Here is a 26,226-nt window from a genome sequence, read left to right as displayed (position 1 = left end):
TTGAGGAGTGTGACCGTGCAAAAAGTCATTATTGTCGGTGGGGGAATGGTTGGCCTGAGTCTAGCGCTGATGTTGGCCAAACAAAATATCGCTGTTCAATTGCTTGAAGCCATTCGTTATCCAAATTATGACGATGATCAGCTTGCACCGTATCATTCCAGTTTTGATGCCAGAAATACGGCATTATCGCGCCGTAGTGTGATGATTTATCAACAACTTGGTCTGTGGGAAGCTTTACAACAGCATGCTACTCCAATTTTACAAGTGCATATTACTGAGCAAGGCAGTTTTGGTAAGGCGCGTTTAATTGCAGAACAAGAAAAAGTCGAAAGTTTTGGTCAAGTGATTGAGAATGCATGGCTCGGTCGAGTGCTGTTGACACAAGTTCGCCAGCAGCCCCTCATTGAATTGATTGATGGGGTAGAAGTCATTGCTCTTGAACAGAATACAGCGCAAGTTACGATTCATGCTAAACGCGATCAAGAGACACTCACCTTGACTTCAAAATTATTGATTGCGGCTGATGGTCGTGATTCTTTTTGTCGTCAGGCCATTGGTGTTGGAGTGGATGTTCATGACTATGATCAGGTTGCTATTGTCACTGCTGTACAGACCTCGAAACCGCATAATCACGTAGGATTCGAGCGCTTTAGTGCGCTTGGGCCATTGGCTTTATTGCCTTTGCCAGGAGAGAGTCGTCGTTCTGTGGTTTGGCCTGTTAAAAAAGGCACTGAAAGTGAATGGTTGGGTGAAGAAAATGATCAACATTTTCTGGATGCTTTGCAACAAACCTATGGCGATCGGGCTGGAAAATTTGAGAAAACTGGTAAACGATTTAGTTATCCATTATCACAGGTTTTGGCACATAAGCAGGCCGTAGGACGTGTTGTGTTAATGGGCAATGCTGCACATACGATTCATCCTGTTGCAGGACAAGGGTTTAATTTATGCCTGCGTGACGCTGATGTTTTAGTTCGTTTTATTACTCAGCATTTAACTCAATCAGAGGATATAGGTCATCCAGAAAATTTACTCGCCTATGAACAAGCGCGTTTAAAAGACCAACAGCGGGTGATTAAATTCTGTGATTCTGTAGTCCGTGGTTTTAGTAATCAAAATCCTGTCTTGAAATTGCTACGCAATACAGGTCTAGTCGCATTTGATGTGATTCCGGGAATTAAACCTTTAGTCGCCAATTATGCTATGGGATTAAAAGCATGAGTGATGTTCTTGATGTCGTAATCGTAGGCGGTGGTTTGGTTGGTGGTCTGACTGCTCTATTATTGGCTCAGGGTGGCGTACAAGCGACTGTACTGGATGCTGCTCCCATTCTTGATCCAGAACACGTTAAAAGTATGTTGAACCCTCGTGTCTTGGCACTCAGTCAGGCAACCATTCATTTATTAAAAGCAGTGAATGTGTGGAATGATTTACCACGACAAATGCCTTACACAGGTATGCATGTCTGGAATAAAAATGGCTATGGTGAGATTGAATTTGGTCAAGTATCTCAGTTTATTCCAACCGCTGATCAAGCTTTAGGTTCAATGGTTGAGCCAAGTTTGCTCAATCTTGTGATTCAACAGAAAATGTTGCAGCAGATTCAAGACTATCGTACTCAGGTAAAAGTAGTGCGTGTTGAACAGCAAGTAGAATGTTGGTGCGTTGAACTTGCAGATGGTCAGATTCTAAAAACCAGATTGTTAATTGGTGCTGATGGCGCAAATTCGTTTGTTCGTGATCAGGCTTATATTGGTTTGGATGTATTGGACTATCATCAAGCAGCAATCAGTTGTGCCATTAAAACTACACAGCCACACCAATATGTTGCACGACAAATCTTTTTGCCAACAGGACCTTTGGCTTTTTTGCCCATGGCTAGTTTGGATGAGCAAGAAAATGGCTATTGGCAATCGATTGTTTGGACTTTACCTGAAGATTATGCAGAAGAATATTCGGCTTTCTCCGATGCTGAATTTATACAACTTTTAACGCGTGAAAGTCAGCATATGTTGGGCGAAGTTATAGATGTTCGATCTCGCGCGCGCTTTCCATTAAAAGCCCGTTCTGCACAACATTATGTAAAAGCGGGTTTGGCCCTGATTGGTGATGCAGCACATGTTATTCATCCTTTGGCGGGACAAGGTGTGAACATTGGCTGTCTGGATGCAGCCGTGCTATGCGATGTATTGCTACATGATTTGCAACGAGGTGTATGGGCACATGAACAAACCTTGCGCCGCTACGAACATCAACGTAAAGGGCAAAATGCAGCCATGATGCATAGTATGTCTGCGATAGGTTGGCTAGAAACTACTGAAATTACACCGCTCATTTTTGCACGAAATTTTGGCTTGCGTCAGGTCAATCGTTCCACTTTATTTAAAGATGCTTTTATGCAGCAAGCGAGCGGTTTACATGGTTTGAAGAACACGCGATATGCAATTTAATGAGAGAGTAGATATTTTTTAAACAATCATTTATATATTATTACCAATATGGTTAAAAAAAATACGAATATGGAGCAAAAGCCTCTTTGCGAATGCTCAAGAGATTGCTACATTTCTTCGTAATTTATGATGAGTTTCATAAAACATTTACTGATCATGATGGGGAGCAGAAAATGACAGATACGAATGATTATGATGAAGCTGAGGATTCAGCTGTCGATGAAGATGAAGCAAAAGCTGCTGAACGTGGTGCAAGTGATAGCGAAGAAAGCGGAAATTTAAGTGACGCCGATCTCGCTGAAGCTGAGACACTCACTGTGACAGCAAAGCAAAAGCAACGTCAGGCACTTGAAGATGAAATTGCAGCCTTTTTAGCCAAAGGTGGAAAAATTACTGAAGTTCCTGCCGACGAAGAGGCAAGGCATTAATCAAAAGCATCACCTCGGTGATGCTTTTTTTCTTTTAAACATCGCTCTGGGTAAGTTCTAGCGCACGTTGATAGGCAATCTTCTTTTTTATTCCTGTTAAATCGGCTGCCAGTTGAGAAGCAGCTTTGACTGATAGATCCTGTAATAAACGATTTAGTAACTGATCCAATTTTTCTTGAGCGAGATCTTTCTCTTCGGGATTGCCACCGACCACCAATACAATTTCACCTTTTTGCTGATGATGATCCTGTTCAATGAATACCACTAACTCTTTTAAGGTCATTTTTTTAATGGTTTCAAAAGTCTTGGTAATTTCACGGGCGAAACCGACTGGACGATCTTCACCAAAAATCGTAGCCATATCTTTGACACAATCCAAAATACGATGCGGTGCTTCATAAAAAATCAGGGTTTGGGTTTCATCCTTGAGTTTTTCAAGCTGATTAATACGCTGAGAAGACTTTGATGATAAGAAGCCCTCAAAACTAAAACGATCACTTGGAAGCCCGACTGCACTTAATGCTGCAATTGCGGCACATGCACCTGGTACAGGCGTCACTCGAATATTGTGTTGCTGCGCTGCACGTACCAGTTTAAAACCAGGATCACTAATTAATGGTGTACCTGCATCACTGATTAGCGCAATATTCTTCCCCGATTTTAATATTTCAACCAGTTGTTCAATTTTGTTACTTTCATTGTGATCATGACATGCAGTCAGCGGCGTTGATATATTATAATGCTTAAATAATAGCGCAGATTGTCGTGTATCTTCTGCCGCAACTATAGAAACTGATTTAAGAATTTCAATAGCCCTAAAGGTCATGTCATCCAAGTGCCCAATTGGGGTTGCTACTACAAATAACTGAGCACTCATAAGGTTTACTCCATGTTGAATAATAAAAAAAGATTGCTGCTGGTGTGTTTTGCAGCTTTTATATCGCAAGCGCAAGCTGAAGTGTTGGTCATTCTACCCGAATCGGGGCCTATGGCGCGAGCTGCCAGTAGCATTAAGTCTGGTTTTATGAGCGCTTATGCCTTATCTGAGGACAAAGTACCGCTTAAATTTGTTAACTCTGACAAACAGAACATCAAAAATATTCTGGCGAGAAATGTAAATAAAAAGACACAACTGATTGTGGGACCATTGTCAAAAAGTGAAATCGAACAAATGGTGGCATTGAATCCAAAAGTTCGGGTATTGGCATTAAATGAAATTGAAATGCAATCACCCAATGTGATTCAGTTTAGTCTGGCTAAACAGGACGATGCATATGCACTCAAACAAATTTTGCTCAAAGACAAAATTTCACAACTTTTTGTATTGCGCCAAACGGGTAGAGAACAGGAAAGCGAATTGTACCTGATGTCGATTATGACTCAGCTTGGAGAGTCTGTTCAAATGGTTCATGATGTACCGAAGAAATTGAAAAAAGGGCAAGGACTGTTGTTGCTAGGTGATGATGCGTGGGTAAATCAATTATCAAATTTACCCAAAAATAATGTTTATGCTCAACCGACCACGATTGAAGAAAATCAGCCTATTCCAGAAGGTTTAAAGTTTTGCGATGTTCCAGCTTTATATGAACATAAATGGAATGATGTTGCGCATGCTTATTTGCAGCAGCCCGTAAGTATGCCTTATCAGCGTCTTATTGCATTTGGAGCCGATGCATGGATGCTAGCAGAGCTTTATTTAAAAACGCCAAAAATTCAAAATTTTACGCTTGAAGGACGTACGGGTGACCTCGATGTCAATTCTCAACGTGTGACACGAATTCCACATTGCTATCAAAAACAGAAAAACACCATCTTACAACTTTAATTATTCACGAAATGATGACAATCAACAATAAGCATGCCTTGGGTCAATGGGCAGAACAGCAAGCACTACAAATTTTATCTCAGCACGAGTTTCGGCTGGTACGGCAAAATTTTCACTCTCGCTATGGAGAAGTAGATCTCATTGTTGAGCGTGGACAAGAACTCATTTTTGTTGAAGTCTAAGCCCGTTCTATAGGATATTATGGTCAGGCCAATGAAATGATTCGCCCCAGCCAGCAACGTAAAATTATTCGCACGGCTGAATACTTTTTGATATGCAATCCTGTCTATGAACAGTTTTATTGTCGTTTTGATGTAATTTGTTTTGATTTTCCACAGAAAATTGCAAAAACAGTACAGCAGGATTTTTCTAAACTTCGATATGATCATCAATGGATTGAAAATGCATTTACTTTGTAACCAGAGTTCATTACTCTTGAGCTGGAGATGCAAACATGATTTCAAAAGAGTTTTCAGGGAGCTTTGTTGAGTGTTTAAACGTATTGCAATAACGGCGTTGTGTGTCGCGAGTTTATCTGGGTGTGCCAGCTTTATTTCTGGAGGAACTGGTTCATCTCCAGTAGGAACAGAAAGTGGTGCGCGTAGTCTGGGTCAAGTATTTATTGATTCTTCTATCAAACGTACAGCAAGTATTAATTTATACAAACTTGATCCACGTTTTAAACAGTCTCGTGTCAACATTGAAAGTTTTCACAGTAATGTTTTGCTTACTGGACAAGTTCCTGATCAGCATCTACGCCAATTGGCTGAAGATAATGTTAAATCGATGAGTGATGTGAAAACGGTACATAATTATATCACTATAGGTCCACAAGTCAGTTATTCAACGATTATGCAGGACTCCGCTGTAACAGCCAACACACGTGGATTATTGGTACGTGCACCTGTTGTTTCTGATACAAAAGTACTAGTTCATACTGAAGACGGCGTACTCTATGTGATGGGCCGACTAAATACTGCAGAAATCAATGATCTGAATGAGGTGCTGCAAAAGGTCGGCAATGTTACAAAAATCGTGACGCTCATCGATAATATTGACCAGCCAAGTGCAGGGACGACCGCCAGTTCAATTGTAGCTAGTCCTCTTGTAGGGAATGCAACAGCACAACCTGACGTACAGACTCCCGTTGCCATTGACCCTGATCAGGGTGAGCCAGTTAATGCTCAATAGTCCAACTGAGATACTCAAACAGTTACAACAGCGCTTTGAGCAAATAAAACATCAGTATCATGAGTTTCGCTTGTACGATCTGGGCAGTTATGCACTTAATTTTGTTACGCCTAAGTCAAGCTACAGCGTTCAGAAAAATATCGCCTATGGACTAAAAGCACGTCAGCGTTTAGATGTTTATCGAACTAAAAAAGCTGTGGCAGGCCAGCCCCTGATTGTATTTATTCATGGTGGCGCATGGCAGCATGGTGATAAAAAAGATTATGCCTTTATAGGGGAAACATTTGCACGTGAAGGCTATGATGTCGCGGTTATCAATTATCATCTTGCGCCAGAATATATTTTTCCGAGTTATATTGATGATTTGGCGTTGGCCTTAAATTTTTTGGACCAACACCAAACTAAATTAAAAATTTCCACACAGCATGTGATTTTGATGGGGCATTCTGCTGGAGCATTTAATGTTATGTCAGTGGTGTATCATCCCCATCCCAATTTGGTTCATTGTCGGGATCGTATTAAAGCGATTATTGGTATTGCAGGCCCTTATCATTTTGACTATAAGGGCGATCCTCTTGCGCAGGATGCATTTAATCAGGAGATTCCGTATCAGCAGGTGATGCCATATTATTTTGTTGATTCAAATCCAATTCGGCATTATTTATTGTTGGCGGAAAATGATCAAATTGTCAAAGCAAAAAACAGTATCGACTTAGACCATATCCTGAGGCAGCATGGCAATCATAGCCATATTGCAATTATCCCAAAAACGGGACATATCTCAATTATTGGCACATTATCTAGCTTGTTTAGTCGTTATTTCAAAACTAAACGAACCATTCTGAGTTTTTTAAAGGAGAGTCTGGAAGCCTAAAGATACAGGCTCCAGATTTATCTTGTTTGCACCACTTTTTTTGGGATTTTAATCAAGCACTATGCGTATGCAAAACCTGCATAATCATAGCATGTGCAATACTTCCTTTAAATGGAATTTCAGGAAGTTGATCAAATTTAAAAAATTTCGCATCACTAATTTCTTCTTCTTGGAGTTGTATTTCTCCAGAGTCATATTCAGCCTGAAATGCGATCATTAAGTTGCTTGGAAAAGGCCATGGCTGACTCGACATGTAGCGAATATTTTTTAGTTTTAAACCCACTTCTTCAAGTGTTTCACGTTGTACCGCTTCTTCCAGTGTTTCCCCAACTTCGACAAAGCCAGCAATAAGCCCGTATATATTGCTTTTGTTATTTGCATTTTTTGCTAGTAAAACTTCATTCTGATCCTTGGTAATAATAGTAATCACACAAGGCTGAACACGAGGATATTGGTGATAACGACAAGCGGGGCATATCATGGCATATTCGACAGGATGAATATGCGTTTCATGTCCACAATGACTACAAAATTTATGGTTACGTCGCCACTCTAGAAGTTGCACCGCCCGACTTGCTTTCTGAAATTCATCGACAGACCATAAGGTAATGAGCTGTCGAATTGGAACAAGCTGCAAGCTTTCTGGAATAGTTTCATCATCCAGTAAATCACGGGCAATGACATGATCACCCGCTTTAAACTTTAAATCACTTGCAAGTGTTTCAACCTTTGGAAGTTGGTAATTTTCATCGACAAGTAATTGTTGATTATGAAAAATATAGGCAAGTGAAAGTTGTGACATTAGGCCGCCGCTGTTTGTAATTTCCGACTATTTTCCAATGCTACATCAAACATAGATTGTAAAACAGGTTGTTTATTTTTTAAATTGTCAATGAGCATATCCAGACTGGCTAAAACATTTAAAATCTGGCGAATCTGTTCAATATTTAGAACTTGTTGTTGTTGGTGAGATGTCTGTACAAATTGGGCAGTGTGTAATAACGCCTGTTGTTGCTCTTTACTTCCCAAAAATAAAGCAGCTCCAGAGAGTTCTTTTAAGTGGACCGATAGTGCTTCAAGTGCTTGTGTTTCAGGTTGCTGTTCACATTGCAGAAGCATTTCGATCACCATCCCAATCAATGACTTGCTTTCACCAAGTAAAGCTTGGTGCGCCTCATCTAAACGATCCAGAGAAATATTCATATTGTTGACGCGCAGTTGCAAACGACTGGAAAGATAATTACGCTCCAGAATTCCAATGGAGTTCATCGCTGCCAATATGCTTTTCATCAATTGTTGAGCATAATTTTCATCGTTGAGAATGCTCGGCTGGTTGAGTGCTTCTGCTTGATGATAAAGCTCTTGATGCGCTTCGCTTAAATTGAGCACCTTAAATACGTTGGCCAGATTTTTTAAGCTTGCCTGTAACTCTTGAATTTTTTCTGTCGACATATTTTGATAGTTATATTCAATGTCGTTACGGATTTGTGTCATAGCATCCGTAATCAGCTCACTCGCAGTATGAATGGTATTGTAGTCAGGGCCATACAAATGGCGACTTAGAACTTCAAGTTGAGTATCTGAAAGTTGTTCATCACCAATATTTAGTTGTTGGCGAATATGTTCAGAAATCTCATCTTCCTGACTAATACAAAGGCTGAGTATATCTGCCAAATCTGCACTAGATGCTGTAAAGGGTTCTGGTTGTTGCAGAAATTGTCCCATGCTGGTTTCTAACTGAATAAATATGCGTAAACGTGCATTATTTAAAATCAGGTGTTCAATATGGCCTAAGGCAATATTGACTAACTGCCAATATTGTTGACTAGGCGTATTTTGAGCCAGTGATGCTACATAGGCTCCGATCAGTTTTATCGCCTGAAAATCCAGTGGTTTTGCAGTATGCTGAAGAAGTTTATGCAAACATAATTTATAAAGTTGATGAATATAAGCTGATTTTTCTAATTCTGGTGTGGCTAACAAATTGAAGTTAGGCTGAAAACAGTCCAATAAAGGTAAAATTTGTTCGCCTTCGCGTGTTTGTGGTTTTCCCAAAGCAAGTTCAAGACGATTCAATGTATCAATTAAGAATTGTGAAACCTTTACTTCACGCAGGCAAATAAATTCAATGTAGCGTTTTAACATGGTGGTGCCTTCACTTAAAGCAACCACATCTTGTGTCTGAATATTTTGCGGTTCAGACATAATTTTACGCATCAACGATGCTGAATAATCGGTGATCTGCGCCAGACGAGGCATATCAATCATTGCTAAAATACGGGCACATTGTTCAAATTGATTCAGCGCATCATCTATGCCAAAAGGCAAGGCTTGTTCTTCCGCTAATGTACTTACTGCGTTTTCAACAAGTTTTATTGAATTATCAATTTCATTTTTTATTATTAATAATGCAGTTGGGTCGAAGTGAATAGAGCTTTGATAAGACATTTAAGCTGCACCTTTCCTATGTTATTGGTGTCAAATTGCCTGATAGAGTGAATTGAATCCCTGATCATTAAACATACGCATTTATCCCCACAAATAATGCTGTATGTTATTTATTTCCAAGTTATGGATGATTCGGTTAATAGACTCTGATCATCAGCACATTATTTATAAACTAATATAACTGAACTTTTAGGGCTTGGAATACTAAAAGCAAAGCTTTACGCGAATTTTATTTGGCAAAAAAGCATGCCTTACCCTGTTTTTCTTCAAATTGTTTGACCCACGTCTCATGTCGTTCCAGTTCTTCTGGTTCAGGTAAAATGACAGGAAGATCAATTTGAACACGTTGTCTGCCACTTTTTTGTCCATGATTTTCATGTTGTGAGAGGGCATCCATATCAAAAGACACCTGTCCACCCGTCATGGCCAGATAAACATCCGATAGAATTTCAGCATCCAGTAACGCGCCGTGGAAGGTACGATCCCGTGCAGGAATATCGTAACGTCTCACCAATGCATCTAATGAGTTTTTTTGCCCGGGATGCTTACTTTTGGCAAGAGCGAGGGTATCGGTGACGTCACATACTTCTGAGAGCGTAGGCAAACCAACACGCTTAAACTCGGTATCAAGGAAGTTCATATCGAACGTTGCATTGTGCGCGATAATTTCTGCACCTTTGAGATAATCAAATAGTACATCAGCAATTTCTGCATATTTTGGTTTGTCTTTTAGGAAATCATCGCTAATGCCGTGAATATTTTCAGACTCGCCTACAGGCTTTTCCGGATTAATATAAATATGAATAGAGCTACCGGTTAATTTACGATTGATCATTTCAATCGCACCGACCTCAATAATGCGATCGCCATCCTGAAAATAAAAACCTGTGGTTTCGGTATCTAGAATAAGTTGGCGCGGACCTTGGATGTGTAAGGTTGCTGCTGTAGTCACAATATGCGGATGATTTTTGACGTGTTCTTGGGTTTCACTCATCGATATAGTTTCTTTAATTTCAACGATATTGTTCAATTCATTGGCATTTTCATCTTCTGGCAGGCTTTCACTGTCAAATTGATCATCGGGTATGTCTAATCCAAAGGGGTCATCGAGTAGCCAGTCATTTTCAGATTTTTTTTTTGCTTGTATCGACGAAAGTTGATGTCCAATCCATTCAGATTGAGGAACAACAACATGTTGCTTTTCAGGTTGCAGCACTCCTAAATTGGCCAGTTGATCGGCCATTTCATTGCCAGCATGACCTGCATGACCTTTAATCCAGTTCCATTCGATGTCACGTTCTGTGCAAACTTTATCGAGTCGCTGCCAAAGATCAGGATTTTTTACATCTTTCCAATTTTTCTTTTTCCAGCCATGAATCCACTCAGTGATGCCTTGTTTGACATAATTTGAATCTGTCCAAATGATAAGTTTCGCATCAATTGGGCAAAAGGAAACACCTTCAATAGCAGCCGTCAGTTCCATGCGGTTGTTGGTTGTTTCAGCTTCACCACCATAAAGTTTATGTTCACTTTCTTGAGTAATAATATAGGCTCCCCAACCACCTAGGCCAGGATTACCTTTACAGGCACCATCAACATAGAGTGTGATTGTTTGTGACATCATATAAAACCTAAAAATTGAAAAAAATGAACTTAACTTCCCGTATTGTATATGCAAATCATGGTTTACGAACTTTGGATTGACTGTTTTTTTTAATTTCTTGTAACATTTCCACGCAAATCACGTTAAATTATTGCCTTGTCTAAGCGACATGCTTCACTACAATGGCATATCAAAGAATTAAACTTTACGCGAGTTGTTTGGATTTATGTATAAACCGACCAATATGGTGTGGCAATTTCCCGCAGCATCACTTTTTAAAATTACGATATTGGCTTCTGCTTTGGCAGCATTGGGTCTAACCACTGGCTGTTCCTCGACTCCACAGACTGCAAAAACAAATACGACAAAACAGGTTGGATCAGGGTATTTGGATGCCAGCAGTCTGGATTCACTTGAAGATTTACTTTCTGCAACAGATATGCGTGCGGTTGAAGGGGATCGCTTATTGATTTTAAAACACGGTGATGTCTGGAAGCGCATGACCGTCGGTTTTAAAATGGATTTAAATCACTGGGATCCACGTATTGAGGCACAGCGTAGCTGGTTTATTTCACGTCAGCCATATTTGGATCGTTTAAGTGCACGTGCCAGTCGTTATTTATATCACACCGTGAAAGAAGCAGAACGTCGCGGTATTCCAACTGAACTGGCATTACTGCCCGTGATTGAAAGTTCATACGATCCAGCAGCAACCAGTAGTGCAGCAGCAGCAGGATTGTGGCAGTTTATTCCAAGTACAGGGCGTATTTATGGTTTAAAACAAACCAGCCAGTATGATGGACGCCGCGATGTCGTGGAATCAACTCGTGCAGCCTATGAGTTTTTAGGGAGTTTGTATAATCAGTTTGGCTCGTGGGAATTGGCTTTAGCGGCTTACAATGCTGGCCCTGGTCGTATTCAGCAGGCGATCAATCGAAATCAGGCTGCGGGTTTGCCAACGGATTATTGGTCACTTAAATTGCCGCAGGAAACCATGAACTATGTGCCGCGTTTTCTGGCAGTTGCTCAAATTATTAAAAATCCAAAAGCCTATAATGTAAATTTGCCTCCTATCGCGAATCGTCCACACTTTCGTGAAATCACTTTGAGCGCACCAGTTGATTTAAATCAAATTGCTTCTTTAACGGGTTTAAGTCGTGCGGAATTATATGCACTCAATCCAGGCTATCGTGGGGAACGTATTGACCCAGAAAGCCCAATGCGTATCCTAATTCCAGCAGATGTCAATCCATCGGTTGATGCCAAGCTTAAAGCATTGAAAACATCATCATCTGGGTTCTGGGCGAGTAATAATACTGCCCCTACACCAAATGCTAACGTAACGGTTAATACCTCAACTCGTGGTGCAACCCAACCGATCAGCCCAAGTCGTACTACACCTCCTGTCATGACTGCTAATAGTGTGAGTCGTCCCTCAACGGGCAGTAATGTTATTTCGGCGATTACCCGCCCATTAAAAACTACACCGCGTGATGCAGATGAGTTAGCCGCGTTTGCTGCAAGTGCCGACATTCCAAGTGCGCCACGTATTCCTGTGGCTGTTACACCAGCAAGCAATGTCAAAGCTGTCAATGCAGAGCCACCTATTTCCAAGGCTGAGCGTGAACAAATTGTGACATTGGTCAAACAGGAAGGGGTTAAGGAAACAGTTAATCAGGCTTTAGAGCCACAGCCGACGCAAGCTGAAAAAGATCAGGTGGTTGCTGAATTAAAAGCAATTGCGCCGAAAGGTACTGAAATTGTTGATCCTTATGATGGCAAAATCAGGTTAACTGCGATTCAAACCAGTCAGTCGGTTGCTGATAGTGAAGGCAAAGAAGTGACGAAGGGCTTTGCATATCCTAAAGCTGTAGCTGAAACTGTAAATGCTGATAGCTATGAAGCACAAAATAATAAGGATAAGCCTTATATAAAAACCGATACTGATATTGTCGTGGTGCAGCCTTCAGGAAAACGTTCAACATATACCGTTCAGCCTGGAGATACTTTAGCTATTATTGCGACCAAAAATGGTGTGAGCTGGCGCGATATCGCAAAATGGAACCAGATTGATCCAAATAACACGTTATTTGTTGGCGCATCTTTATATTTATATGATGCAAAACCACAAACTATCGATCGATCTGTAGCCAGCAAACCCGATACGAAAACTGAAATTTATACGGTTAAAGCCAATGATAGTTTAACGGGTGTCGCTGATCAGTTTGGTTTAAGTGTTAAACAGTTGGCAGATTACAATAATTTGTCGGTGACCAGTGGTTTATTTGTAGGACAAAAGCTATTAGTTAAAGAGAATGGTACAGCGCGTAACTCTGGATCGAGTCGAAATACTGATGCGAAAAGTGACACTAAAACGACCCGCGTTGCAACAAAATCTTATACGGTAAAACGTGGTGAATATTTAAAGCTGATCGCAGATCGTTATGCCTTATCTAATCAGGAATTGGCTGATTTAACTTCGGGATTGACTGCGAGCAGTAGCTTATATGTGGGTCAAAAAATTAATGTACCATTGCATGAAGTAACTGCACGTGACGATGATAAACCTGATCCAAAGGATAAGGATACACGTAACAGCAAAACAGTGAATCAGATTAAAACTGAAAATTATCAAGTGCAGCGTGGCGATACTTTATCCAGTATTGCAGGGAAATCAAAAATTACGCTGGCTGAATTGGCAAGCTTAAATAGTATTGCTACGAATAGTGGCGTGCGTGTGGGACAAGTTTTAAAGATTCCAGCAGGTTCTAGCATTCCTGAACAATATACAGTTCAATCTGGGGATAGCTTGAATAGTGTAGCGAGTAAATTTGATTTAGAGCTTTCTGATCTTACTGAATTGAATGGTTTAAGTCGTAGTGCAGGTTTACGTGTAGGACAGCGTTTAAAACTAACCGGCGAAATCTCACCTTCAGCTAAAGTCGAGTTACAAGAGACTGCACCAGATACACATACGGTTAAGTCTGGTGAAACACTGGCGAATATCGCAAGTCGCTATCATCTTCAGTTAAATTATCTGGCTGCTTTAAATGGTCTAACTCGTAACTCAAATGTACGTGTTGGGCAAAAGCTAAAAATATCGGGTGATGTTCCTAAAGCAGAAATAGCCAAAGATGAGAGTCCAAAAAGTACAACGAAAACCAAGGCATCAGGAAATACTGAAGCTTATACGGTTAAATCCGGCGAATCTTTAAATAGTATTGCCAGCCGTTTAGGTATGACTGCAAAAGATCTGGCAGATTTAAATAATCTCAATGCGCGTGCTTCATTACAGCGTGGACAGTCTTTGAAAATTCCAAAAACCATTACAGAATATACGGTAAAACGTGGCGACACGTTGATTGGTTTAGCGAGCAAGTTTGGTATGGCTATTGCAGAATTAGCAGATCTCAATGACCTGAAACAAAACGCGCAGCTACGTATAGGCGATGTAATTAAAGTTCCAAACTTATAAGTTGTACCGGCTGATGGATTTTATTTCAGGACGAAGCTTACAAAGCAGAAAGAGCAAAATGATGAATAACGCAATAAAAAGTACTGTATTTGCAGTTACTTTTTATTGCAGTGCCGTAAATGCTGCTGTACAGACAACGCCATATATCGCAATTCATTCTCAAGCAAAATATAGTGGATTGAGCCATATGCCTTATGCCAATCCATTGGCTCCTAAAGGTGGAATGCTAAGTCAATATAGCAATGGTACTTTTGACAACCTCAATAGTATGAATGGCAAAGGAAGCTCTACGGATGGAGTAAATTTCATATTTGACTCTCTGATGTCACCTTCACTGGATGAGCCTGCGGTGATGTATCCTCTTTTGGCAAAAACCGCAACGTTTGATCCCGAACATACTAATTTTGTTATTTTTGATCTAAACCCAAAAGCAAAGTTTAGCAATGGGCAACCCGTCACAGCAGAAGATGTTAAATTTAGCTTTGATACATATCAGACCAAGTCCAATCCTGGTTTGCAGATGTACATAGCCGATCTAGCTAAAACCCAAGTATTATCTAAGTATCAGGTGAAATTCAGTTTTAAGTCTGACAACAATGCTGAAATGCCGTTGATTTTAGCGACACTCCCTATTTATTCAAAAAAAGATTGGCAGAATAAAGATTTTAGCCGTGTCACCATGGAACCGATTCTAGGTTCGGGACCGTATCTGATTGATCGTATTGATGCGGGACGTAGCATTACTTATAAGCGTAATCCAGAGTATTGGGGCAGGGATTTAGCAGTCAATCGTGGGCGCTATAATTTTGATCGCCTGAAATATGTTTATTATCGCAATATGGATATTGCATTTGAAGGATTCAAATCAGGGCAATATACATGGCAAGAGGAATTTACTGCTAGAAAGTGGGTAACAGCTTATAATTTTCCAGCTATGAACAACAAAATGGTCAAAAAATTTGAGTTTAAACATCGTAATCCCATGACCATGCAGAGTATTGTGCTGAATACAAGGCGTGCGCCACTTAATGATATTCAATTTCGTCGTGCTATAAGCTATGCCTATGATTTTGAATGGCAAAATAAAGCGTTGTTTTATGGAAAATATCGACGCTTACAAAGTCATTTTGATAATAGTGAATTGGCAGCGACAGGCAAACCTTCAGCAGAAGAACTTAAAGTGTTACAGCCCTATTTATCTAAATTAAATCCAATTGTAAAACAAGGGGTATTATCCGACTGGAAATATCCTGCCAGTGACGGCAGTGGTTTTAACCGTAACAATTTACTCACAGCGCGTCAGTTATTGATTAATGCAGATTATACCGTAAAAGCAGGCCAATTACGTGATCATCAGGGTAACCCAATTCAGTTTGAATTATTAATCCATCAAGATGGATTACAGCGTACATTAATGCCATTGGTGCGAAATCTTAAACGTTTGGGCATTACAGTATCCATTCGACAAGTGGATGTACCACAGTATTTGGAGCGTATGCGCCGTAATGACTTTGATTTGACTACTTTGGCAATGCCACAGTCTTTGACCCCAGGTAATGAGCAATTTCAATTTTGGAGCAGTTCTGCTGCAGATCAGGTAGGTAATTATAATTTTGCAGGAATTAAAGATCCTGTCATTGATGCGGTGATTCAGAAATTGGTGAAATCCTCTAGTCGCGAAGAGTTGATTGTCAATACTAAAGTGTTGGATCGTTTATTGCGTGCAGGATATTATCAAATCTTAACCTATGGCAAAGGTGAAAACTGGTATGCCTATTGGGATATGTATGAGCATCCGCAAACGTTACCCCAGATTTCGGTAGGATTGGATTACTGGTGGTCAAATTCCAAAAAAGCTCAAGCTGTTGCAAACTATTTGCGCAGACAATAAATAATCAAAAGACGCCAAAGGAACCAAAATATGGGCACCTATATTATCAAGCGACTTTTACTCATTATTCCAACTCTATTTCTGATTTTACTCATTAATTTTTTAGTGGTTCAGATTGCTCCGGGTGGGCCTGTTGAGCAGGCCATTCATCAGGCTGAAACTTTTCAGGGCATCAATAATACTGGGGGCGGTGAAACAGTAAGCGTTGCTTCTGATCGATCCTATCAAGGGGCCCGGGGCTTAAGCCCCGAAATGATTGAGCAGATTAAGGCCCAATATGGTTTTGATAAATCAGCCCCAGAACGTTTTTGGCTGATGTTAAAAGGTTATGTAACGCTAGATTTTGGTACTAGTTTCTTTAAAGATAAACCCGTTACCCAGCTTTTATATGAAAAATTGCCAGTGACTATCTCATTAGGATTATGGAGCACCTTGCTGATCTATTTGGTTTCGATTCCTTTAGGAATTCGTAAGGCTAAACAGCACGGTTTGTTTTTTGACAAATCAACTTCCATGTTGCTAGCTGTGGGATATGCTGTACCAACTTTTGTATTTGGTGTACTGCTGATTGTATTCTTTGCGGGTGGTTCCTATTTTCACTGGTTTCCTTTGCAGGGGTTGGTATCTGAAAATTTCCAAAGCTTAAATTTTATTGATAAAGTCAAAGATTACTTTTGGCACATGACATTGCCCTTACTGACGATGGTTTTAGGTGGTTTTGCAGGTTTAACTTATCTGACTAAATACTCGTTTATGGAAGAATTAAATAAGCAATATGTACTGGCAGCACGTTCAAAAGGCTTGACTGAAAATCGGGTTCTCTATGGTCATGTATTTCGTAATGCTATGCTGATTGTGATAGCAGGCTTGCCCGAAGCTTTGATTGGCATTTTCTTTGTGGGTAATTTATTTATTGAAATCATTTTTAATCTGGATGGCATTGGATTATTAGGTTTTGAAGCAATTACTCAGCGCGATTATCCGGTGATTTTTGGTACATTATTTTTATTTACCTTACTGGGTCTTATTTTAAGACTGATCAGCGATGTGCTATATCAGGTAATTGATCCACGAATTAACTTTGAATCTCGGGGAGCAAAATAATGTCCCCAATGATGCAGGCTCGTTTTAAACGCTTTAAACAAAATCGGTTGGGTTTTAGCTGTTTCGTTTTATTTGTACTTGTTTTTATTTTATCACTTGGTGCTGAGTTTATTGCTAACGATAAACCAATTTTAGTCAAATATGATCAAGCATATTATTTCCCTGTTATAAAATCCTACCCTGAAACGACTTTCGGCGGAATATTTGAAACAGAAGCAGATTATAAAGATCCTGCTGTGCAAAAGCTGATTGATGAGAAAGGCTGGGCAATTTGGCCGCTGATTCCATTTGCCTACCAGACCCCAAACCTTGACCTTGCTGTGCCCGTACCATCTCCTCCAAGCCAGCAAAACTGGCTGGGGACAGATGATCAAGGCCGAGATGTACTGGCTCGTATTCTTTATGGCTTACGGGTATCGTTGATATTTGGTTTTGCTTTAACCTTCTTTGCTGCGGTAATTGGGATTATTGTGGGGGCGATACAAGGGTATTATGGCGGTTGGATTGATCTTATTGGTCAGCGAATCCTTGAAGTATGGGGCGGTTTACCCATGCTATTTATGGTGATGATTTTGGTGAGCATGTTTACTCCAAATGTGTACTGGCTATTTCTGATTATGTTGCTCTTTGGCTGGCCAGCTTTGGTTGGACTGGTTCGTGCAGAGTTTTTGCGGGCGAGAAATTTCGATTATGTACGTGCAGCACGTGCTTTAGGGGTAAAAGATCGAACCATTATGTTTCGACATATTTTACCTAATGCCATGAGTTCAAGTTTATCGCAGCTTCCTTTTATGCTAACTGCAAACATTACCGCCCTGACGGCACTTGACTTTTTAGGCTATGGTTTACCTCCTGATGCTGCTTCGTTAGGTGAGTTATTGTTACAGGGCAAAAATAATTTAACCGCGCCGTGGTTAGCGCTATCAGGTTTTTTTAGTTTGGCTCTCGTGTTATCTCTTCTTATCTATGTTGGGGAGGCGACGCGTGATGCATTCGATCCAAGACAACAATAATCAAACACAGCAAACGATCTGCCTGAAAGTAAATGGTCTACATATTGAAAATGAAGTAGGTCTTACATTAGTTCAACACTTGGATTTTGAACTCAAACAGGGGGCAACTCTAGCGATTGTGGGGGAAAGTGGGTCAGGAAAATCAATAAGTAGTCTGGCTTTATTGGGGTTGTTATCTCCAAATTTAAAAATACAGGGTCAAGCTATATTTGAGGGGCAGAATATATTGCATCTCAATCAAGAACAATATCGAAAGATTCGTGGGAAAAAAATTGCCATGATTTTTCAGGAACCCATGACTGCATTAAATCCTTTGCATCGAGTAGAAAAAATTGTAGGTGAAACCTTACTTTTACAAGGAGAGTCAAAGCAGCATGTTCGGTCTCGTGTTATTGAATTACTCCATGATGTTGGCATCCCTGAACCTGAAAGTAAGCTGAGACGTTATCCTCATGAATTATCGGGTGGTCAGAGACAGAGGGTTATGATTGCTATGGCATTGGCTCAAGAGCCGGATATTTTAATTGCTGATGAGCCAACGACCGCACTGGATGTTACTTTACAAGCACAAATTTTGAATCTACTTAAGACATTGCAACAAAAACGAAATATGGCAATGATTCTCATTAGCCATGATTTGAATTTGGTGAAACGTTATGCCGATGACGTGATTGTGATGAATAAAGGTCGCGTTGAAGAGCAAGGCCAGATAGAGGATGTTTTCAATCATCCAAAAACCACTTACACACAGCATTTGCTTAATCATGATTTTGGTCAAGCATTATGTATAAACCCCGAACAACCACTCCTTCAGTTGCAACAGTTAGGGATCAAATTTCCGATTAAACAGGGCTTGCTTAATCGTATAAAGGAGTATGTCATTGCTTTAGAGCCTATGGATTTAGCCCTCAATCAGGGAGAATCGATTGGAATTGTGGGAGAGAGTGGTTCGGGTAAAACCACACTTGCACTTGCAGTAACCAGATTGATTGAAAGTGAAGGAAAAATTATTTTACTGGGTAGAGATTTAAATCAATTAAAAGAAAGTCAACTACGGCCATTACGCACCAATTTCCAAATTGTATTTCAAGATCCTTTTAGTAGCTTAAATCCGCGTATGACAGTTGCACAGATTATTGGTGAAGGATTAATTCTAAAACAACTTAAAGTTAATGAAATTGAAGACTTGATTGATGATACGTTAGTCAAAGTTGAATTACCTATCGAATTTAAACACCGTTACCCACACGAATTATCAGGTGGTCAACGACAGCGCATAGCTTTGGCACGTGCATTAATTTTAAAACCTAAACTTATTATATTGGATGAGCCAACTTCCGCATTGGATCGTACTACACAACGTTCAATTGTGCAGTTATTACGGCGTTTGCAACAAGAACAACAGTTAAGCTATTTATTTATTAGTCATGACTTACAAGTCGTCCGCGCACTGTGTCAAAAAGTTCTGGTGCTACGTCATGCAAAAGTTGTTGAATATCAAAATACTGAACAACTTTTTTTATCTCCTCAAACGGAGTACACACGCCAGTTAATTGCAGCAAGTCAATATTAAGCTTTTGCATATAATTGACATATGATATTGTCAATTTGTAAAAAAGATGACTCTCACTAATTTTTCAATTTAAATTAGAGTAATTGATCTAATTTATTTAAAGAGAAAAACATGACACAGATTGCCGATTCAATTCAAATCAGAACTATCACTTTTAAAAATCGTTTGATTAAAGGTGCGATGAGTGAAGCACTTGCCAATGATGCAGGACAGCCAAATCAGTTGCATCTTGGGCTTTATGAAGCGTGGGCTAAAGGTGGTTTGGGCTGTGCCATTACGGGCAATGTAATGGTGGATATTCGTGCCAAAAACGAACCTGGGGTGGTTGTCGCTGAAAGTGAACGAGATCTGGTAGAACTAAAAAAATGGGCTGATATTGGCAAACAATATGGGATGGTGCAACTCATCCAGTTATCCCATCCAGGACGTCAGTGTCCTAAAGGCTTGAATAAAGAAACGGTTGCTCCATCAGCTGTGCCGTTTAGTCCTATGCTAGCGACCATGTTTGGAACGCCTCGTGAGCTTCAAAATGATGAAATTCTAGATATTATTCAACGTTTTGCCAAAGCTGCAAGCATCTGTGAAAAAGCTGGATTCGAAGGCGTACAATTACATGGTGCACATGGTTATCTCATTAGCCAGTTTCTATCGCCATTGACCAATAAACGTCAAGATCAATGGGGAGGTTCTATTGAAAATCGTATGCGTTTCCTGCTTGAAATCTATCAAGCAGTGCGTGAGGCGACCTCAGAAAACTTTATTATTTCAGTTAAACTAAACTCTGCTGACTTTCAGCGTGGTGGTATTAGTGAAGAAGATGTCATTACAGTATTTAAAGCGATTGATGCAGCCGGAATTGATCTAATTGAAATATCTGGAGGGACTTATGAAGCACCAGCAATGGCAGGAGTTAAGGCTGAAAAACGTAAAGCCAGTACAATTGCCCGTGAAGCATATTTTCTAGATTTTGCAGAGCAAATTCGTCAGCAGGTGAAATGTAAGCTTATGGTGACGGGGGGCTTTCGAACAGTTGCGGGTATGAATGCTGCTTTAGAAAGTGGAGCCTGTGATTTTATCGGGATTGCGCGACCATTTGCAGTAGAAACTGATTTAGCGAATCGTTTGATTGCTGGTCAAGATGTCAAATATGCGGTAAAACCTATTAAAACTGGGTTGGCATTTGTTGATAAAATGGCAATTATGGAAATTATTTGGTATGCAGCGCAGTTCAGAAGCATTGGAAAAGGTAAGAAACCAAATCCAAAACTGTCTCCGCTTCTCGTGTTTTTAAATTATGCTAAAGGTAATATCAAAGCTGTAATTAAAGGTCAGGTGAACTCCCGTAAGTCTGCATAAAATACACAAGGGGATTCATAAGAATCCCTTTTTATATCAATAAAAAAGCCACTATCATAATGTAGTGGCTTTTTAGAATCTGGCGTCCCTACGGGGATTCGAACCCCGGTTACCGCCGTGAAAGGGCGATGTCCTAGGCCTCTAGACGATAGGGACGTTTAGTAGGTGGGCGTATATTAGGGTGATTTACAGGGGGTGTCAAATGATTTTTAGACTAAAAAAGGGCAAAATAAAATAAGTGCTTAAATTTAGAACAATGAGAGGCGTTAATTGAACAAAGCATCAAAGGAGCAGGAGTTTTTTTAATTATATTGCCTACAGCAATAGGTTTAGTGAAGCAGACTATTTTGTAGGTGTTGTTTTTTTACAAGAACATCGTATTGATTATTGCAAATTTAAATGAAGCCTGTATAGTATATTGAGCAAAAATAGCTTTGTTTCAGTAAATCTCTCATTTCGCAGTTTTATTCATAATCCTTCGTTTGTTTTAGATATTTTAGTTTCATTGTTTATTTTTTGAGTTAATTCCATGTTGGATCAATGTGTTTAAAAAATAGAGGATTATGTTATGTCAAATAATACCGGTACAGTTAAATGGTTCAATGAAACTAAAGGTTTTGGTTTCATTCAGGCAGATTCTGGCGAAGACGTATTTGCACATTATAGCGAAATTTCAAATTCAGGTTTTAAAACCCTACTCGAAGGTCAACGTGTAGAATTTGCTATTGTACAAGGTAAAAAAGGCCTTCAAGCAAGTAATATTACTGTTGTGCAAAATAACTAAGTTATAGATTTAGTTGTTCAAAACCCACAATAAGTTGTGGGTTTTTTAATTTTAGAATTACGGTTTCACCTTAATATTTCACTAAATTTTCAAAAAAAAGTAGACCAAAATAGCTAGATAGAGCACGCAGCAAAAATAGCTAATGTAGGACTATTGGGAATAATAAATTTGCAAATAAGCTTGATCATTTGCAGTAAAGAAAAATAAAAAATCAGGTTTACAGGTAGATTCAAATCCTGAAAAAATAAAAGAAAACTGTCAGCATCAATGAAATGATCATGGCTAAAATGAAAAGTTTCTTGAAGGATGTAAAGTAAATGAACTGAATTTAAAAATCCTTAGAAAACAAAAGGCTGTCGTAATACATTAAATGTTTTGAGCCAACAGCATTTTAAGGCATTGGGATTTAACACACCGATGATGATCGCGTTGATGCTATAAAGCAGTGCAATATCAAGTAAGGTTATCAACAGTTGACTAATTGATTCGACTATCACAATGGCTTTTGTTCAAATCAAAATAAAAGAGAGAGTAAATGAAGTGACTGTCATGTGCTTCATGCTGTCATGCTAACACCAATAATGTAGTTATTTTAGACAGAATAATGATATTGAGAACAATCTAGCCCGCGTTTATGCACCGCATTAGGCCATAAATACAAAAATGCACCAATATGGTTCGTAATTTTGTGAAGAAAATTTTGCAAAAATGAAAATGTCTGAATATGGTGCAATTAAAATTGCACACAGTATAATAGTCACGGGGTATAGAATTCTTTTTTAATATTCTGCTAAGGAATTCAATAAATTAGAATAGTCCTAAAAAGTTGGTATGGGAATTGCTTAATATCAGCCAACGACTAACACGCACTTCACAAGTGCAATAAAACTTCATTGGAGCATACAGAGCATGGCGAACAAGGTCCTCGAACTCATCAGAGAAAGTGGCGCTAAATGGGTCGATTTTCGCTTTACGGATACTAAAGGTAAAGAGCAGCACGTTACTTATCCAGCAGATTCAATTGATGAAGATACATTTGAAGACGGTAAAATGTTCGACGGTTCTTCAATTGCAGGCTGGAAAGGCATTGAAGCATCTGACATGATTTTACGTCCAGATGCAGAAACGGGTTTCATCGACCCGTTCTTCGCTGAACCAACAGTAGTTGTGACTTGTGACGTAATTGAGCCTTCAACTGGTCAAGGTTATGAACGTGACCCACGTTCGATCGCTCGTCGTGCAGAAGAATATTTAAAATCAACGGGCATTGGTGATACAGCATTCTTTGGTCCAGAACCAGAATTTTTTGTATTTGACGAAGTGAAATGGGACATTGACATGTCTGGTGCTCGTCATACACTTATTGCTGAAGAAGCTGCATGGTCAACAGGTAAGGACTATGAAGCGGGTAACTCTGGTCACCGTCCACGTGTTAAAGGTGGTTATTTCCCAGTTCCACCAGTTGATTCTTCACAAGATATGCGTGCAGAGATGTGTGCAAAAATTGAAGATATCATGGGGCCAGGCCGTGTTGAAGTGCATCACCATGAAGTTGCATCTTGCCAATTAGAAATTGGTGTAAGTTTTAATACGATGGTTCGCAAAGCTGACGAAGTACAACAATTCAAATATGCAGTTTGGAATGTTGCGCATCAATACGCTAAAACAGCAACTTTTATGCCTAAACCAATGGTGGGTGATAATGGTTCTGGTATGCACGTTCATATGTCTATCTCTAAAGATGGCAAAAACCTATTTGCTGGTGATGAATATGCTGGTTTGTCAGAAATGGCACTTTACTTCATCGGTGGTATCATTAAGCACGCGCGTGCATTAAATGCGATCACAAACCCATCTACAAACTCTTACAAACGTTTGGTTCCTCATTTCGAAGCACCAATCATGCTTGCTTACTCAGCACGTAACCGTTCAGCATCTATCCGTATTCCTTACGTTTCCAGCCCGAAAGGCAAGCGTATTGAAGCTCGTTTCCCAGATCCAATGATGAACCCGTATTTGGGCTTTGCAGCATTGTTAATGGCTGGTATTGATGGTATTCAAAATAAAATCCATCCGGGCGAAGCTGCTGATAAGAACTTGTATGATCTTCCTCCTGAAGAAGAAGCAAAAATCCCTACAGTTGCTCATAGCCTAGATATGGCTCTTGAAGCACTTGAAGCGGATCACGAGTTTCTGTTAAAAGGCGGTGTATTCACTAAAGAGATGTTAGATGCTTATATCGAACTGAAAACTGAAGACGTGCGCCGTTTAAATACAACGACCCACCCAGTTGAATTTGATATGTACTACAGCTTGTAATACATTTTAAATAAAAAAGCTCGCTGTATGCGAGCTTTTTTATTTGCTAATTTTAGAAGATTGGGGCGGGAACTTTTAAGATTGACCCTCAGATATCTAATTTTAAATATAAAAAAAGCCCACTTTAGTGCTGCGGGCTTTTTTGTATTTGGCTCTCCCACCTGGGCTCGAACCAGGGACCTGCGGATTAACAGTCCGTCGCTCTACCGACTGAGCTATGGGAGAATCTGGAATAGGATTCTAAGAGGCAATTTGATTTTGGTCAAGCTTTAATAAACTGAAATTATTAAATAAAGTTTGAATGATTTAAAAGTAAGCAAGTCTTTATACTTCCTATCTGATGCAGACTTTCTTAAGTTGGGTGCTTAATTCAAATATTAACCAGAAAGATGAGAGTGTAAAAATATAATTAATAAATGCAATATTTGATTGTTATTTTATAAAACTTGAATTTTTATTGCATCTAAATATTTTAAATGCACTTTTATTGCATTTTGTTGCTCTAAGCGGTTATTATTCAAGCCTAATTCTAGTATCAACCACGTTATTGTTCTTTTCCTTAAGCTTGAATTAAATTTAATCGAAAAAACAATAAATTTCAATGGGGTAATGGCCTGATATGAATGAGTCACTTGATGAATATGATCTTAAAATCTTGCAGCAATTGCAGTGTAATGGTCGGTTAAGCAATCAAGAACTAGCTGAAATCATTGGTTTATCGACTTCACAGTGTTCCCGTCGTCGAATTGCGTTAGAGCAAAATGGCATGATTCAGGGCTACTACGCTCAACTGCATCCCGATGCAGAATTACAGCCGATTATGGGAATGATTGAAATCAAGCTGCTTCAGTATAGTGATGAAGTGCTAAACAGATTTCTGGATTTTGTGAAGCATGAAAATATGATTCGTGAAGTGTATAAACTGACTGGAAATTTTGATTATTTGCTGAAAGTAATGGTGCGTGATTTAAATGAAATGAGTCAATTGATCAATAAGCTGACCACGCTAAAAATTGGTGTCAGTAATTGTCATACATCCATTGTACTTGAGCGCATTAAAGAAAATTATCAAATGATGAATGTGGAAAACGCATGACCAATATGACTGCTGACCTAAATGCAAATGCAGAGATCAAAATGAGACCTCATTCCTATATAGAAGATGGTCTTGCGATGATCATTGCTACTTTTATTATTTCATTTGGCATGATGCTCATGCAGCAAGCGGGGACGCTCACGGGTGGGACAGCAGGTTTGTCATTACTTATTCATTATGCGACCGGACTAAAATTTGGTTTGGTTTTTTTCTTGATTAATATTCCATTTTACTACTTAGCCTACAAACGCTTGGGGATACCTATGGTGATTAAAACTTTTCTAGCTGTAGGTTTACTTTCCATTTTAACCGAATTGCATCCTTATTTTATTCATGTTGATGGTTTAACCCCCTTGTATTCCACAATTTTAGCCAATGTATTAATGGGGTTAGGTTTCCTGATTTTGTTTCGCCATCGTTCGAGTTTGGGTGGTTTTAACTTATTGGTTTTATTTATTCAAGAGCGTTACGGGATTCCCGCAGGCAAGACTCAGATGGGTTTAGATATTAGCATTCTACTGGCTTCGATTGCATTCGTGAGTTGGCCTTTGCTTGCCATTTCTATTTTAGGAGCAGTTATACTCAACTTGATATTGGCGCTCAATCATCGTCCTGATCGCTACGTAGCTTAAGTCTGGTGAAAACTAAAAACAGCAGAGAATGAAACTGAATGTTTTATAAGGTGTACAGACCAAGAAAACATAAATAAAAAGGCCTACATAAAATATGTAGGCCTTTTTGAATCTTGGCTCTCCCACCTGGGCTCGAACCAGGGACCTGCGGATTAACAGTCCGT

The 26,226-nt window shown here is 39.5% G+C and carries 20 protein-coding genes, 2 tRNA genes and 1 pseudogene; 17 read left to right on the top strand and 6 right to left on the bottom strand.

Annotation, left to right across the window (positions count from 1 at the left end; translation table 11 throughout):
• The first annotated feature begins 15 nt into the window (after positions 1-15).
• The 3 genes from ubiH to IAE19_RS10120 all read left to right on the top strand — a co-directional run bounded on the left by ubiH (position 16) and on the right by IAE19_RS10120 (position 2,878).
• A complete protein-coding gene (gene ubiH, locus IAE19_RS10130) occupies positions 16-1,221 on the top strand; it encodes a 2-octaprenyl-6-methoxyphenyl hydroxylase (RefSeq protein WP_200460824.1) in 1,206 nt (401 codons plus the stop codon).
• Complete coding sequence (locus IAE19_RS10125; protein WP_200460823.1) at positions 1,218-2,450, top strand: FAD-dependent monooxygenase; 1,233 nt, start codon at positions 1,218-1,220, stop codon at positions 2,448-2,450. The genes ubiH and IAE19_RS10125 overlap by 4 nt, the downstream gene beginning before the upstream one ends.
• A gap of 173 nt (positions 2,451-2,623) precedes the next feature.
• Positions 2,624-2,878: a hypothetical protein gene (locus tag IAE19_RS10120; RefSeq protein ID WP_151832722.1), complete on the top strand. Its 255-nt coding sequence runs from the start codon at positions 2,624-2,626 to the stop codon at positions 2,876-2,878.
• Positions 2,879-2,912: 34 nt separating this feature from the next.
• Here IAE19_RS10120 and rsmI read toward each other — a convergent pair whose 3' ends face one another.
• Positions 2,913-3,755, bottom strand: a complete 843-nt coding sequence (gene rsmI, locus IAE19_RS10115) for a 16S rRNA (cytidine(1402)-2'-O)-methyltransferase (protein ID WP_200460822.1) — start codon at positions 3,753-3,755, stop codon at positions 2,913-2,915.
• A gap of 12 nt (positions 3,756-3,767) precedes the next feature.
• Between rsmI and IAE19_RS10110 the strand changes: the two genes are divergently transcribed.
• The 4 genes and pseudogenes from IAE19_RS10110 (at position 3,768) to IAE19_RS10095 (ending at position 6,768) form a co-directional block, all read left to right on the top strand.
• Entirely contained in the window at positions 3,768-4,703 is a 936-nt protein-coding gene (locus tag IAE19_RS10110; RefSeq protein WP_200460821.1) for a penicillin-binding protein activator, read from the top strand.
• 14 nt (positions 4,704-4,717) lie between these two features.
• Positions 4,718-5,122: pseudogene (locus IAE19_RS10105) on the top strand (YraN family protein).
• Positions 5,123-5,192: 70 nt separating this feature from the next.
• Positions 5,193-5,894, top strand: coding sequence for a BON domain-containing protein (locus IAE19_RS10100; RefSeq protein WP_200460820.1), 702 nt, complete (start codon positions 5,193-5,195; stop codon positions 5,892-5,894).
• Complete coding sequence (locus IAE19_RS10095) at positions 5,884-6,768, top strand: alpha/beta hydrolase (protein ID WP_200460819.1); 885 nt, start codon at positions 5,884-5,886, stop codon at positions 6,766-6,768. Before IAE19_RS10100 ends, IAE19_RS10095 begins: the two co-directional genes overlap by 11 nt.
• Before the next feature lie 52 nt (positions 6,769-6,820).
• Here IAE19_RS10095 and nudC read toward each other — a convergent pair whose 3' ends face one another.
• The 3 genes from nudC to dnaQ all read right to left on the bottom strand — a co-directional run bounded on the left by nudC (position 6,821) and on the right by dnaQ (position 10,837).
• A complete protein-coding gene (nudC, locus tag IAE19_RS10090; protein WP_200460818.1) occupies positions 6,821-7,570 on the bottom strand; it encodes an NAD(+) diphosphatase in 750 nt (249 codons plus the stop codon).
• A complete protein-coding gene (locus tag IAE19_RS10085; RefSeq protein ID WP_200460817.1) occupies positions 7,570-9,216 on the bottom strand; it encodes a chemotaxis protein in 1,647 nt (548 codons plus the stop codon). The genes nudC and IAE19_RS10085 overlap by 1 nt, the downstream gene beginning before the upstream one ends.
• Positions 9,217-9,445: 229 nt before the next feature.
• Complete coding sequence (dnaQ, locus tag IAE19_RS10080; RefSeq protein WP_200460816.1) at positions 9,446-10,837, bottom strand: DNA polymerase III subunit epsilon; 1,392 nt, start codon at positions 10,835-10,837, stop codon at positions 9,446-9,448.
• 208 nt (positions 10,838-11,045) lie between these two features.
• Between dnaQ and IAE19_RS10075 the strand changes: the two genes are divergently transcribed.
• The 6 genes from IAE19_RS10075 (at position 11,046) to IAE19_RS10050 (ending at position 21,231) form a co-directional block, all read left to right on the top strand.
• Entirely contained in the window at positions 11,046-14,294 is a 3,249-nt protein-coding gene (locus tag IAE19_RS10075; protein WP_200460815.1) for a LysM peptidoglycan-binding domain-containing protein, read from the top strand.
• Between the two features lie 61 nt (positions 14,295-14,355).
• On the top strand, positions 14,356-16,185 hold the full coding sequence (locus tag IAE19_RS10070; RefSeq protein ID WP_227612234.1) for an extracellular solute-binding protein: 1,830 nt from the start codon (positions 14,356-14,358) through the stop codon (positions 16,183-16,185).
• 30 nt (positions 16,186-16,215) lie between these two features.
• Positions 16,216-17,289, top strand: a complete 1,074-nt coding sequence (yejB, locus tag IAE19_RS10065) for a microcin C ABC transporter permease YejB (protein WP_200460813.1) — start codon at positions 16,216-16,218, stop codon at positions 17,287-17,289.
• Complete coding sequence (locus IAE19_RS10060; protein ID WP_200460812.1) at positions 17,289-18,302, top strand: ABC transporter permease; 1,014 nt, start codon at positions 17,289-17,291, stop codon at positions 18,300-18,302. Before yejB ends, IAE19_RS10060 begins: the two co-directional genes overlap by 1 nt.
• Positions 18,277-19,875, top strand: a complete 1,599-nt coding sequence (locus tag IAE19_RS10055) for an ABC transporter ATP-binding protein (RefSeq protein ID WP_200460929.1) — start codon at positions 18,277-18,279, stop codon at positions 19,873-19,875. The genes IAE19_RS10060 and IAE19_RS10055 overlap by 26 nt, the downstream gene beginning before the upstream one ends.
• Positions 19,876-19,986: 111 nt before the next feature.
• Positions 19,987-21,231, top strand: coding sequence for an NADH:flavin oxidoreductase/NADH oxidase family protein (locus IAE19_RS10050; RefSeq protein ID WP_200460811.1), 1,245 nt, complete (start codon positions 19,987-19,989; stop codon positions 21,229-21,231).
• Positions 21,232-21,311: 80 nt separating this feature from the next.
• On the opposite strand, the gene IAE19_RS10045 is transcribed toward IAE19_RS10050, so the two are convergent.
• A tRNA-Glu gene (locus IAE19_RS10045) sits at positions 21,312-21,387 on the bottom strand.
• A 412-nt stretch (positions 21,388-21,799) separates the two neighbouring features.
• Here IAE19_RS10045 and IAE19_RS10040 point away from each other — a divergent pair.
• Both IAE19_RS10040 and glnA read left to right on the top strand, forming a co-directional pair.
• Entirely contained in the window at positions 21,800-22,015 is a 216-nt protein-coding gene (locus tag IAE19_RS10040; RefSeq protein WP_200460810.1) for a cold-shock protein, read from the top strand.
• A gap of 909 nt (positions 22,016-22,924) precedes the next feature.
• Positions 22,925-24,334: a type I glutamate--ammonia ligase gene (gene glnA / locus IAE19_RS10035; protein ID WP_200460809.1), complete on the top strand. Its 1,410-nt coding sequence runs from the start codon at positions 22,925-22,927 to the stop codon at positions 24,332-24,334.
• Positions 24,335-24,483: 149 nt separating this feature from the next.
• On the opposite strand, the gene IAE19_RS10030 is transcribed toward glnA, so the two are convergent.
• Positions 24,484-24,559: transfer RNA gene (locus IAE19_RS10030), tRNA-Asn, on the bottom strand.
• Between the two features lie 394 nt (positions 24,560-24,953).
• Between IAE19_RS10030 and IAE19_RS10025 the strand changes: the two genes are divergently transcribed.
• Positions 24,954-25,430, top strand: coding sequence for an Lrp/AsnC family transcriptional regulator (locus IAE19_RS10025; protein WP_200460808.1), 477 nt, complete (start codon positions 24,954-24,956; stop codon positions 25,428-25,430).
• The gene (locus IAE19_RS10020; protein WP_200460807.1) at positions 25,427-26,062 is read left to right on the top strand and encodes a YitT family protein; all 636 of its coding nucleotides are present in this window, start codon (positions 25,427-25,429) and stop codon (positions 26,060-26,062) included. The genes IAE19_RS10025 and IAE19_RS10020 overlap by 4 nt, the downstream gene beginning before the upstream one ends.
• Positions 26,063-26,226: the final 164 nt, after the last annotated feature.

This window comes from Acinetobacter sp. S40 (assembly GCF_016624705.1).
In the GTDB taxonomy this organism is placed as follows: domain Bacteria; phylum Pseudomonadota; class Gammaproteobacteria; order Pseudomonadales; family Moraxellaceae; genus Acinetobacter.
This window is presented reverse-complemented; position numbering and strand designations above follow the sequence as displayed.